The sequence below is a fragment of the Kitasatospora sp. SC0581 genome, from assembly GCF_048159585.1.
Classification (GTDB): Bacteria; Actinomycetota; Actinomycetes; order Streptomycetales; family Streptomycetaceae; genus Kitasatospora.
Genome location: NZ_JBLRWA010000008.1, coordinates 20,891 through 33,135 on the forward strand (window position 1 = coordinate 20,891; position 12,245 = coordinate 33,135).

Annotated in this window: 8 protein-coding genes; all 8 read right to left on the bottom strand. The window is 73.1% G+C overall.

The window, feature by feature from the left end; all coding sequences use genetic code 11:
* Positions 1-275: 275 nt before the first annotated feature.
* Positions 276-3,341, bottom strand: coding sequence for a helix-turn-helix transcriptional regulator (locus ACLWS4_RS15490; protein WP_416874385.1), 3,066 nt, complete (start codon positions 3,339-3,341; stop codon positions 276-278).
* A gap of 152 nt (positions 3,342-3,493) precedes the next feature.
* Positions 3,494-3,652: a hypothetical protein gene (locus tag ACLWS4_RS15495; protein WP_158077676.1), complete on the bottom strand. Its 159-nt coding sequence runs from the start codon at positions 3,650-3,652 to the stop codon at positions 3,494-3,496.
* Between the two features lie 279 nt (positions 3,653-3,931).
* Positions 3,932-5,443 (bottom strand): Asp-tRNA(Asn)/Glu-tRNA(Gln) amidotransferase subunit GatB, encoded by a 1,512-nt coding sequence (gene gatB / locus ACLWS4_RS15500; RefSeq protein ID WP_416874386.1) that lies wholly within the window; start codon positions 5,441-5,443, stop codon positions 3,932-3,934.
* 83 nt (positions 5,444-5,526) lie between these two features.
* Positions 5,527-5,784 carry a hypothetical protein gene (locus ACLWS4_RS15505; protein ID WP_049657770.1) on the bottom strand — a complete coding sequence of 86 codons (258 nt, stop codon included), beginning with the start codon at positions 5,782-5,784 and terminating at the stop codon, positions 5,527-5,529.
* Positions 5,781-7,274: an Asp-tRNA(Asn)/Glu-tRNA(Gln) amidotransferase subunit GatA gene (gene gatA, locus ACLWS4_RS15510; protein ID WP_049657767.1), complete on the bottom strand. Its 1,494-nt coding sequence runs from the start codon at positions 7,272-7,274 to the stop codon at positions 5,781-5,783. The genes ACLWS4_RS15505 and gatA overlap by 4 nt, the downstream gene beginning before the upstream one ends.
* Positions 7,275-7,279: 5 nt before the next feature.
* Complete coding sequence (gene gatC, locus ACLWS4_RS15515; RefSeq protein ID WP_049657766.1) at positions 7,280-7,576, bottom strand: Asp-tRNA(Asn)/Glu-tRNA(Gln) amidotransferase subunit GatC; 297 nt, start codon at positions 7,574-7,576, stop codon at positions 7,280-7,282.
* Positions 7,577-7,821: 245 nt separating this feature from the next.
* Entirely contained in the window at positions 7,822-9,621 is a 1,800-nt protein-coding gene (locus tag ACLWS4_RS15520; RefSeq protein ID WP_079271897.1) for a putative bifunctional diguanylate cyclase/phosphodiesterase, read from the bottom strand.
* Between the two features lie 322 nt (positions 9,622-9,943).
* Complete coding sequence (gene ligA, locus ACLWS4_RS15525) at positions 9,944-12,232, bottom strand: NAD-dependent DNA ligase LigA (protein WP_416874387.1); 2,289 nt, start codon at positions 12,230-12,232, stop codon at positions 9,944-9,946.
* Positions 12,233-12,245: the final 13 nt, after the last annotated feature.

The window sequence follows — 12,245 nt, forward strand, 5'->3', positions numbered from 1 at the left end:
AAAGGGTGGGGAAATGCCCCTGATTCCTACGGATCGGCCCGGTTGGCGGCGGCGCGCGGGCAGGGGCTCACGCGGCGCGCACGGGAGCACGCGGCGGCGCCCGAACACCGGTGCCAGGGTGGACGATCCGTGCTGCCGGGGCGGACGGACAGCGGACCCGGACCGGCCGGGGCCGGTCCGGGTCCGTCGTGGCGCCCAGTTCAGTGGGGCCCTGCTCAGCGGGGCCCTGTCCAGTGGAGTCCTGTTCAGCGGAGTCCTGTTCAGCGGGGCCCTGTTCAGCGGCCCGAGGGGGCCAGGTCCTCCGGGAACAGCCGCAGCCGGTGCGCCAGTGCGGCCGCCTCGCCCCGGCCGCCGACCCCGAGCTTGCCGAGGATGTTGGAGACGTGCACGCTCGCGGTCTTCGGAGAGATGTACAGCTCCTCGGCGATCTGCCGGTTGGTCCAGCCGCGCGCGAGCAGCCGGAGCACGTCCCGCTCCCGGGGGGTGAGGTTGAAGGAGTCCCCCGCGGCCTGGGCCGGCACCGCGGCCGTCCCCCCGCCCGCCCGGCCGGCCGTCCGCCCGGCCGGGGCGAGGCTCAGCCCGGCCCGCTCGGCCAGCGCGGCGATCTGCCCGCCGAGCAGCCGGTCGCCCCGGGCGGCCGCCAGTTCGACCGCCTCGCGCAGCAGTTCGGCGGCGGCCTCGCGCCGACCGGCCTGCACCTCGGCCTCGCCGGCCCGCAGCAGGGCGAGCGCGAGCGGGAACGGCAGGCCGGTCGGCCGCAGCGCCTCCACGGCGGCGGCCCACCCCTGCGCGGTGTCCGCACCCTCCGCGCGGGCCAGTTCGGCCTCCAGCAGCCGGGCCCAACCGTGGTGCAGCGGCGCCCGGGGCCGCAGTGCGGCGGCGGCCGCGGCGATCGCGGCCAGCGCCCCGGCCCGGCCCGCATCGGCCTGCGGCAGGCCCCGACTGTCCGCCTCCACCGCGGCGGCCTCGGCCAGCAGCGGGTAGACGTCGGACTCGTGGCCGAGCCGGCCGTCCTCCTCCAGCGCGGCGAGCAGTTCGGCCCGGGCCTCCAGCGGCCGGCCGCCGAGCGCCGCGAGCCGCACCGCCAGCCGGCTGATCGGCACGCTGTGCTGGACCTGGCCGACCCGGTTGGCCGACCGGGCCTGCGCCAGCATCGTCCCCGCGGTGGCCAGGTCCCCCTTGAGCAGGGCGAGTTCGCCGCGCATCCGGTCCAGGAACTCGGCGTGGGTGCCGGTCGGGCTGGCCGCCTCGTAGCCGACCAGCACCTCGGTGGCCTCCCGGGCCCGCCCGAGGTCGGCGAGCGCCTCGACCAGGTTGCCGGTCAGGATGGCGCCGATGTTGCGCAGCAGGCCGTTGCCGTTCGCGTACTCCAGGCCCTCCCGGGCCAGTCGGACCGCGTCCTCGGGGTGCCCGAGTCCGCGCTGCATGCTGGCCAGGTTGTTGATGCCGCGCAGCAGCAGGTCGGGCACGCCCAGCCGGCGGGCCCGTTCGACCGCCCCGGCGAGCTCGGCCAGCCCGCCCTCGGCGTCGCCCTGGACGTCGTAGCGCAGGCCGCCGAGAGTCATCCGGGCGTGCACCTCGACCGAGTGCGCGCCCACCTCCTCGGCGATCCGGATCGCCCGCTCGGCCAGCTCGATCGCCGCCGGGGTGGGCTTCTTGAGCATCGCCGTCCCGGCGCCGAGCGCGAGCACCTCGGCCTGGACCGCGGTCGGCGGCAGGTGCTCCACCAGCCGCAGCGCGTTCGCGATCTCCTCCTCGTCGCCGGAGCGGCGCAGGCTGCCCAGCATCCGGGCCCGGTTGATCCGGAACCAGGCCGCGCGCACCGGGTGCTCGGCCTCGTCGACCAGCCGCAGCCCGCGCTTGGCCAGGCTCAGGCCGCGCTCGCGGTCGCCGCAGCGCCGGGCCGCGACCACCGCCTCGGCCAGCACGTCGACCAGCTGGATCCGGTCGCAGTCCCCGTCCGCGGTGCTGTGGTCGCAGGAGCCGGGCGGGTAGGTCTCGGCCCAGTCGTACGGGCGCAGGGTGTGCGCCAGCACCTCCTCGGAGACCAGGTCCCACAGCTCCAGGGCGCGTTCCAGCATGCCGAGCTGCTCGGCGAAGGCGTTGCGGCGGCGGGCCGCGCGGGCGGCGTCCAGGGCCGTCGGCAGGGCGCGGGCCGGATCGTGCGCGTGGTACCAGTAGTTGGCCAGCCGGGCGGCCAGCGCGTCACCGGGGACCAGCTGCGGCTGGGCCTCCACCGCGAGCGCGAACCTGCGGTTGATCCGGTGCCGTTCGCCGGGCAGCAGGTCGTCCGAGACCGCCTCGCGGACCAGCGCGTGGCGGAACCGGTAGCCCTCGCCCTCGCTGTCCGGGCGCAGGATGTTGGCGCCGACGGCCGCCCGCAGCGCCTCGATCAGCGCCTCCTCGTCGTCGTCCAGGACGGCGGCCAGCAGGGCGTGTTCGACGTGCGAGCCGCCCTCGGCGGCGATCCGCACCACCCGCTGGGCCTCCTCGTCCAGGCCCTCGACCCGTACCAGCAGGATGTCCCGCAGCGAGTCGGTCAGCCCGGCGCCGAAGCCGTCCTCGAAGGCGGTGGCCAGCTCCTCGACGAAGAACGGGTTCCCCTCCGACCGGCGGTGGATGCGGTCCACCAGCTGGCGGTCGGGGACGGTGGTGCCGAGGATGCCGGCCAGCTGGGCGGCGACCTCGCGGCGGTCGAACCGCGCCAGCTCCAGCCGCTGGACGGTGCGCAGCCGTTCGAGCTCGGCCAGGAAGGGGCGCAGCGGGTGCCGGCGGTGCAGGTCGTCGGTGCGGTAGGTGGCGACCAGCAGCACCCGGGAGCGGTGCAGGGTGCGCACCAGGAAGGCGAGCAGCTCGCGGGTGGAGCGGTCGGACCAGTGCAGGTCCTCGACGGCGAGGACGAGGGTACGCTCCGCGCCGAGCCGTTCGAACAACCTCGCGGTGTGCTCGAACAGCCGGGCCCGGCTGTACTCGTCGTTGGGTTCGCCGTCCACCTCGCCGAACTCGGAGAGCAGCAGGGCGAGATGGCTCTCGCTGCCGGCCGCGGCGGCCTCCAGTTCGGCGCCCAGCGAGCGGTGCAGCCGGCGCAGCGCGGCGGCCAGCGGCGCGTACGGCAGGCCCTCGGCGCCGACCTCCAGACAGCTGCCGAGCGAGGTGACCGCCCCCTGGGCGGCGGCCCGCTCCAGGAACTCCTCCAGCAGCCGGGTCTTGCCGACCCCCGCCTCGCCGCCGATCAGGACGGACTGCGGGCTGCCGGTGCCCGCGCGGCGCAGCGCGTCGGTCAGCTCGGTGATCTCGCTTCCGCGGCCGACGAAGACGGGGCTGACCGATGTGTGCTGCATGGAGGCGAGCATGCCATAGCCGGTGGGGCCCGGCCGAGGGGTTATCTCCCCTGGCGAACGGGTCGAAGGGCCCGAACGCCCGGAGGGGGAGACGCTCACTCGCAGCGTCTCCCCCTCCGGAGTTCCTTCGGCACCGTCGTGGTGCCGCACCGTCAGCATTCGGGCCGACGCACGGGGCGCCGCTGGAAGCGGGCGGCCACCGGGCGCTGCCGCAGGCGGCGGGCTTCCTTGGCCTCGCGCACCAGGCGCTCGTGCTCGGCGCGGGCCACGAGCTCGTGGGCCTGTTGCTGGAAGGTCTGGTACTCGATCATTTCCGGTTCCCCCTCGGGTTTTCCACTGCGTCCTGCTGACAGGTAAGAGCTTCCTCCGCCAGTGGGGGGTGCCGCATCGGGAGCCTGCCGCATCTTCCGGGGCCCGGATGCCTTAGATCGGGCGCAGATCGGGCGTCAGAAAAGGTTTAAGGCCCCGCCTCACCCAGATACATAGGTGAGGCGGGGCCTTAGGCCTTACTTAGAGGGCCTTAGATGCCTTAGACGCCTTAGGAAGGAAGGGTCGACGGCCTAGGCCGCACCCAGCTCTCCAGGCTGGACCTACTGGCCCTCGACGGCGAGCCGCTCCAGGATCAGGTCCTTCACGCGGGCGGCGTCGGCCTGGCCGCGGGTGGCCTTCATGACCGCGCCGACCAGCGCGCCCACGGCCTGGACCTTGCCGTCGCGGATCTTGGCGGCGATCCCCTCGTTCTCGGCGATGGCCTGGTCGACGGCGGCACCCAGCGCGGAGTCGTCCGAGACCACGGCCAGGCCGCGCTTCTCGACGATCGCGTCCGGCTCGCCCTCGCCGGCCAGCACGGCCTCGATGACCTGACGGGCCAGCTTGTCGTTCAGCTTGCCCTCGGCGACCAGCGCGGCGACCCGGGCGACCTGCGCCGGGGTGATCGGCTGCTCGCTCAGCTCGGTGCCGGTCTCGTTGGCGCGGCGCGCCAGCTCGCCCATCCACCACTTGCGGGCCTGGTCGGCCGGGGCACCGGCCGCGATGGTCTCCTGGATCGGGCCCACCGCACCGGCGTTGAGCACCGACTGCATGTCCTTGTCGGACAGGTCCCACTCGGCCTGGAGCCGGGCGCGGCGCACCCGCGGCAGCTCGGGCAGGGCGGCGCGCAGCTCCTCGACCCACGCGCGGGCGGGGGCCACCGGCACCAGGTCCGGCTCGGGGAAGTAGCGGTAGTCCTCGGCGTTGTCCTTGATCCGGCCCGAGGTGGTGGAGCCGTCCTCCTCGTGGAAGTGGCGGGTCTCCTGGACGATGGTGCCGCCGTCGGTCAGCACGGTGGCGTGGCGCCGGATCTCGAACCGGGCGGCCCGCTCCACGCTGCGCAGCGAGTTGACGTTCTTGGTCTCCGAGCGGGTGCCGAAGGTCTCGGTGCCGTTCGGGCGCAGCGACAGGTTGACGTCGCAGCGCATCTGGCCCTTGTCCATCCGGGCCTCGGAGACGTCGAGCGAGCGGATCACCTCGCGCAGCTCGGCGACGTACGCCTTGGCGACCTCGGGGGCGCGCTCGCCGGCGCCCTCGATCGGCTTGGTGACGATCTCGATCAGCGGGATGCCGGCCCGGTTGTAGTCGAGCAGCGAGTGGGTGGCGCCGTGGATGCGGCCGGTGGCCCCGCCGACGTGGCTGGACTTGCCGGTGTCCTCCTCCATGTGGGCGCGCTCGATCTCCACCCGGAAGGTCGAGCCGTCCTCCAGCTGCACGTCGAGGTAGCCGTTGAAGGCGATCGGCTCGTCGTACTGCGAGGTCTGGAAGTTCTTGGGCATGTCCGGGTAGAAGTAGTTCTTCCGCGCGAACCGGCACCACTCGGCGATCTCGCAGTTCAGCGCCAGGCCGATCTTGACCGCCGACTCCACGCCGACCGCGTTGACCACCGGCAGCGAGCCCGGCAGGCCCAGGCAGGTCGGGCAGGTCTGGCTGTTCGGCTCGGCACCCAGCTCGGTCGAGCAACCGCAGAACATCTTGGTCTTGGTACCCAGCTCGACGTGGACCTCAAGGCCCATCACCGGGTCGTACGACGCGAGAGCGTCCTCGTAGGAGACCAGGTTCATGACGCTCACAGCGTCCCTTCTCACTTGAAGCTTGGGAGGTACGGGCCCGGCCGCCGCGTCGCGCGGGGCCGGGCCTGGGCGCTTGACTCAGCTCAGCCCAGCAGCACGTCGTCGGAGCCCAGCTGACGCAGCTCGCGCACCAGCAGGGCGGTGCCGGTGACCAGCGCGGCCGCGCCGACCAGGGCGTTGACCAGCTTGAGGGTGTCGCTCTCCTCGCGGGCCTTGCGGACGTCCTTGACGACGGAGATCGCGCCGAACGCGCTGGTGCCGATGGACAGCCACAGGCCGGGCTTGGAGTGCTTGAAGCCCTTCAGCGAGCCGGAGCCCTTGGCCTTCTCGATCTTGCTCACAGTGCCGGTGCCTCCTCCAGCAGGGTGTGCCCCCACTTGTCGTTGAGTGCGGCCTCGACGGCGCCGCCCACGCGGTACAGGCGGTCGTCCGCCATCGCGGGTGCGATGATCTGGAGGCCGACCGGGAGATTGTCCTCCGGGGCCAGGCCGACCGGCAGCGACATGGCCGCGTTGCCCGCCAGGTTCGACGGAATCGTGCACAGGTCGGCCAGGTACATCGCCATCGGGTCGTCGGCGCGCTCGCCGATCGGGAAGGCGGTGGTCGGCGTGGTCGGCGAGACCAGGACGTCCACGCCCGCGAAGGCCGCGTCGAAGTCGCGCGAGATGAGCGTGCGGACCTTCTGGGCCGAGCCGTAGTAGGCGTCGTAGTAGCCCGAGGACAGCGCGTAGGTGCCCAGGATGATGCGGCGCTTGACCTCGGGGCCGAAGCCGGCCTCGCGGGTCAGGGCGGTGACCTCCTCGGCCGAGCGGCTGCCGTCGTCGCCGACCCGCAGGCCGTAGCGCATCGCGTCGAAGCGGGCCAGGTTGGAGGAGCACTCGCTGGGCGCGATCAGGTAGTACGCCGGCAGCGCCAGGGTGAACGACGGGCAGGAGACCTCGACGACCTCGGCGCCCAGCTCGCGCAGCAGCTCCACCGACTCGTCGAAGCGCTGCATCACGCCGGCCTGGTAGCCCTCGCCGGCGAACTCCTTGACGACGCCGATCCGCATGCCGCGGATGTCGCGCATCCTCGCGGCCTCGACGACGGCCGGGACGGGCGCGTCGATCGAGGTGGAGTCCAGCGGGTCGTGGCCGGCGATGGCCTCGTGCAGCAGGGCCGCGTCCAGCACGGTGCGGGCGCACGGGCCGCCCTGGTCCAGGCTGCTGGAGAAGGCGACCAGGCCGTAGCGGGACACCGAGCCGTAGGTCGGCTTGACGCCGACGGTGCCGGTGACGGCGCCGGGCTGGCGGATCGAGCCGCCGGTGTCGGTGCCGATCGCCAGCGGGGCCTCGAAGGCGGCCAGCGCGGCGGCCGAACCGCCGCCGGAGCCGCCGGGGATGCGGGAGAGGTCCCACGGGTTGCCGGTCGCGCCGTACGCGGAGTTCTCGGTGGAGGAGCCCATCGCGAACTCGTCCATGTTGGTCTTGCCGAGGATGACCACGTCAGCGTCCTTGAGACGGCTGGTCAGCGTGGCGTCGTACGGCGGGATCCAGCCCTCGAGCATCTTCGAACCACAGGTGGTCGGGATGCCCTTGGTGGTGAAGACGTCCTTGAGCGCGAGCGGGACGCCGGCCAGCGGGCCCAGCTCCTCGCCCTTGGCGCGCTTGTCGTCCACGGCCTTGGCCGCGGCCAGCGCGCCCTCGGTGTCGACGTGCAGGAAGGCGTTGACCTTCTTGTCGACGGCTCCGATGCGGTCCAGGTGGGCCTGCGCGACCTCGACGGCGGACACCTCGCCCTTGGCGATGGCGCTCGCGGTCTCGGCGGCGGTGTAGCGGATCAGCTCGGTCATATCGGTCAGTCCTCCCCGAGGATCTGCGGCACACGGAAACGCTGCTCCTCGGAGGCGGGGGCGCCGGACAGCGCCTGCTCCGGGGTGAGCGACGGCCGCACCTCGTCCGCGCGCATGACGTTGGTCAGCGGCAGCGGGTGGGAGGTCGGCGGGACGTCCTGTCCGGCGACCTCGGAAACGCGGGCGACCGCGCCGATGATCACGTCGAGCTGCTCGGCGAAGTGGTCCAGCTCTTCGGGCTTCAGCTCAAGACGCGACAGCCGGGCGAGGTGGGCGACCTCCTCGCGCGTGATGCCAGGCATGCAGCGATCCTCAGGGTGAGTTCTGGTGAGACCCGGCGGTGCCTTGCGGGCGGAGCCGGGCCCGGGCAGGAGCAGCCGGGTTCGGCGCTCCGTCCTCGTGGTCTTTGGACCCCATCCTATGGGGCCCGTCCCCTACCCCGGCCAACGAGTGATCCGCGGCGGCCGTCGCCGGCGCCCGTCACGCGGGTCACCGACACCCGTCGCGGCCCGGCGGCGGCGTCCGACGGGCTACTGCGTCCGACGGGCTACTGCGGCCGGGTGCGGGCCCAGCCCTGCGGCTTGATCTCCCGGTGCGCGGCCTGCACCACCTGGGCCACCGGCGGCAGCGTGGGCGGGATGACCGGCGGCCGGACCGGCGGGAGCGTCGTCGGCGGCAGCGCCGGCGGCCTGGCCGCCGGGCCGATCGGCTTGGCGCCCTGGGCCGGCTGGAAGCCGGCGTGCAGCTGGGGCGGCAGGCCGAGCCGCTCCACCGGCGGGGCGCCGGTGCGGTGCACCCGCAGCCAGGCGGTGGCCTGCTCGGCCGGCAGCGCGGCCGACACCAGCCAGCCCTGGACGGCGTCCACGCCCATGCAGTGCAGCCGCTCCCAGGTCTCGTCGTCCTCGACGCCCTCGGCGACCACGGTCAGGCCCAGCGAGTGTGCGAGCTCCACCGAGCAGCGGACCACCGCCGCGTCGTGGTCGTCGGCGACCATCCGGGAGACGAAGGAGCGGTCGATCTTCAGCTCGCCGACCGGCAGGCTGCGCAGCCGCACCAGCGAGGAGTGCCCGGTGCCGAAGTCGTCCAGGGACATCCCGACGCCGTAGCCGCGCAGTTCGGCCAGGGTGTCGGCGGCCCGCCGGGAGTCGTCCAGCAGCAGCCGCTCGGTGATCTCCAGCTGGAGCGCGTGGGCCGGCACCTGGTGGCGGACGAGGTGGCCGGCCACCCGCTGGGCGAAGCCGGGGTTGAGCACGTCGCGCGGCGAGACGTTGACCGCGACCTGCACCTGGAGGCCCTGCTCGCGCCAGTAGGCGAGCTGGCCGACGGCCGCCTCCAGCACGTAGTCGGTGAGCCGCGGCATCAGGCCGCTGGACTCGGCGAGCCCGACGAACTCGTCCGGCGAGACCTTCCCCTGGCCGGGCCGCTCCCAGCGCAGCAGCGCCTCCAGGCCGACCACCCGGCCGTCGAAGGCCACCTTCGGCTGGTAGTGCAGCTGCACCTCGCCGGTCTCCAGCGCCCGGCGCAGGTCCCCCAACAGCCCGATCCGGTACGGCGTGTCGGCGTCCTGGGTCTCGTCGTACTGGGCGACGCCGCAGCAGCCGCGCTGGGCGTGGCCCATCGCGACGTCGGCCCGGCGCAGCAGCGACTCGGCGTCCTGGGCGTGCTGCGGGTAGACGCAGACGCCGCCGCTGGCCTCCAGGACGAGCAGCAGCCCGTCCAGCCGGATCGGGGCGGCCAGTTCGGCGATCAGCGCCTTGGCGACCCGCTCCAGGCTGTCCGGGCAGTTGATGCCGGGCAGCAGGACGGCGAACTCGTCGCCGCCCATCCGGGCCACCATCGGGCGGCCGCGGCGGTAGTGCCGGGGCAGGCCGGCGAAGACGTCGTCGATGGACTCCCGGGTGGCGCTGCCGGCCGGGCCGCCGGAGCGCAGGGCCCGGTGCAGCCGGCGGGCGATGTGAACCAGCAGCCGGTCGCCGGCCGTATGACCGAGTGTGTCGTTGAGCGATCGGAAGCGATCGAGGTCGAGCAGGATGAGACCGACGCTGTACCCCTGCTCACACTCCGCAATCGCCTCCTGGGCGGCCAGCAGCAGGGCCTGACGGTTCGGCAGATCCGTCAGCGGGTCGGTCAGTTGGTCGCGGGCGCGGTCCCGGGCGATCCGCCAGGCCGCCACCAGCACCGCCAGGGGCACGGCGAACAGCGGCAGCAACTCGGGTTCGTACCGGTAGACCAGGACGGCCAGCGGGATGAGCGGCGCGGCTCCGGCCAGCAGCACGCCGAGCAGCAGGACCGCACCCGCCACCCCCTGCGGCGGGCGTGTGGGCGCACCGCCGGTCGTACGATCCATAAGCCCTGTCCTCCGTCGGGCCCGCCCCGTCAGGCCGCCTTACGGTGAGGCACCGTGCCGGTACCGACAGCTGCCGGGCATGGAGCGACCCCGTGGAACTCCGGTCCAGCCGGCGCCCCCACCCCTGCTGACACTCTGTTGCGCTCCAGGGTATGCCGGGGTCCACCCGGTGGGCAGACTTTCGGACAACCGGAAACGCGCCACCGCGCCCGGGTGCCGCACAGTGACACAATGCCCGCTTTCACGGTGCGGCACCCGGTGACGTTGCATCAGGACGATAACAACACCGATCCGGTCATCAGCCGATCGGGGCGGCTCCGGATCAGTCCTCGACGGGCTCCCCCGCCGCCTCTCCGGCCTCCTCGGGCTCCGGAAGCCCCAGGTGGGCACGGGCGGCGGACGGTCCGTCGGCGAGCAGGACGGTGAACCCGGCGTCGTCCAGGACCGGCAGGCCGAGCTGAACAGCCTTGTCGTACTTGGACCCTGGGTTGTCACCAGCGACCACAAAATCGGTCTTTTTCGAAACCGAACCGGTCACCTTCGCTCCGCGCGAGGTCAGCGCCTCCTTGGCGCCGTCGCGGGTGTGGCCGGCCAGCGTGCCCGTCACCACCACGGTCAGCCCCTCCAGCGGGCGCTCCGCCTCCTCCTCGTCCGCGAACTCCTCGGTGAAGCGGACGCCGTCCGCCTCCCAGTTCCGGAGGACCTCCTTGTGCCACGCCTCCGCGTACCACTCCTGGATCGAGCGGGCGATCGTCGGACCGACCCCCTCGACGGCCGCCAGCTGCTCCTCGCTCGCCTCGAAGATCTTCGTCAGGTCGCGGAACTCCCGGGCCAGCGCCTGCGCGGCGACCGGACCGACGTGCCGGATCGACAGACCGTTGACGAACCGCCACAGCGGCCGCTGCTTCGCCGCCTCCAGGTTGTCGATCAGGGCCTGCAGCGACTTCTTCGGCTCGCCCTTGGTGGTGGCGAAGAAGAAGACCTCCTTCTCCTTGCCCGTCTTGTCGTCCAGCTTCGGCATGCCCGTCTTCGGGTCCCGGACCAGCACCTTGATCGGCAGCAGCTTCTCCCGCGTCAGCCGGAAGATGTCGGCCTCGTTGCGCACCGGCGCCTCGGCCGGCTCCAGCGGCTGGGTCAGCGCGGTGGCCGCGACGTAGCCCAGCCCCTCCACGTCCAGGCACTGCCGCCCGCCGAGGAAGGCGATCCGCTCCCGGATCTGGGCCGGGCAGCGCTCCGCGTTCGGGCAGCGCAGATCGATGTCCCCCTCGGCCATCGGCCGCAGCTCACTGCCGCACTCCGGGCAGTGCGAGGGCATCACGAAGGCCTGCTCGGTGCCGTCCCGCAGGTCGTACACCGGGCCGAGGATCTCCGGGATGACGTCGCCCGCCTTGCGCAGCACCACGGTGTCCCCGAGCAGCACGTCCTTGGCCTTGACGATCTCCTGGTTGTGCAGCGTCGCGTACTGCACCATCGAACCGGCCACCTTCACCGGCTCGGCCAGCACCGCGTACGGGGTGGCCCGGCCGGTGCGGCCGATGCCGACCTTGATCTCCGCCAGCCGGCCGGTGACCTCCTCCGGCGGGTACTTCCAGGCGATCGCCCAGCGCGGCGACTTGGAGGTGGCGCCGAGCCGGCCCTGCAGGGCGATCTCGTCCACCTTCACCACGACGCCGTCGATCTCGTGCTCGACCGAGTGCCGCTGCTCGCCGAAGTGCTTGATGAACGCCCGCACCTCGGCGAGCGTCCCCACCACCCTGTTGTGCCGGGCCGTCGGCAGGCCCCAGTCGTGCAACAGCCGGTAGGCGTGCGACTGGTTGTCGATGTCGAAGCCGACCCGGGCGCCGATGCCGTGCACCACCATGTGCAGCGGGCGGGAGGCGGTGACGTGCGGGTCCTTCTGGCGCAGCGAACCGGCGGCGGCGTTGCGGGGGTTCATGAACAGCCGGATCATCGCCCGGGGCCGCTTGCCCTCCCTGGCGCGCTCCTCGTTCTCCTGCCGGCGCCGCTCGTTCTCCTCCGCGAAGGAGGCGTTGAGCGCGTCGAACTCCTCCGTCGGGAAGTAGACCTCGCCGCGGATCTCCACCAGCTCCGGGACGTTCTCGCCCTTGAGCCGGTGCGGGATCTCCTTGATGGTGCGGACGTTCGCGGTGATGTCCTCGCCGACCCGGCCGTCGCCGCGCGTCGCCGCCTGCGTCAACTGCCCGTTCTCGTAGGTGAGGTTGACGGCCAGGCCGTCCACCTTCAGCTCGCACAGGTAGTGGTAGTCGATGCCGTGCAGCTCGGTGGCGACCCGCTCCACCCAGGCCGCCAGCTCCTCGTCGTCCATCGCGTTGTCCAGGCTGAGCAGCCGCTCACGGTGCTCGACCTCGGCGAACAGCACGGTGGGGGCCCCGCCGACCCGCTGCGTCGGCGAGTCCGGGGTGACCAGGGCCGGGTGCTCGGCCTCGATCCCCTCCAGCTCCCGCATCAGCACGTCGAACTCGGCGTCGCTGACGACCGGCGCGTCCTGCTCGTAGTACCGGGCCCGGTGGTCGGTGATCTCCGCCGCCAGCTCGGCGTGCCGCCTGCGCACCTCCGCCGGGACGTCCTCCCAGCCCTCGACAGCCGTCACCGCAAGCCCTCCT

Coding starts and splice junctions, on each gene's coding strand:
- ACLWS4_RS15520 (WP_079271897.1), bottom strand. CDS start 9,621: ATGGATCGTACGACCGGCGGTGCGCCCACACGCCCGCCGCAGGGGGTG.
- ACLWS4_RS15490 (WP_416874385.1), bottom strand. CDS start 3,341: ATGCAGCACACATCGGTCAGCCCCGTCTTCGTCGGCCGCGGAAGCGAG.
- ACLWS4_RS15495 (WP_158077676.1), bottom strand. CDS start 3,652: ATGATCGAGTACCAGACCTTCCAGCAACAGGCCCACGAGCTCGTGGCC.
- gatC (WP_049657766.1), bottom strand. CDS start 7,576: ATGCCTGGCATCACGCGCGAGGAGGTCGCCCACCTCGCCCGGCTGTCG.
- gatA (WP_049657767.1), bottom strand. CDS start 7,274: ATGACCGAGCTGATCCGCTACACCGCCGCCGAGACCGCGAGCGCCATC.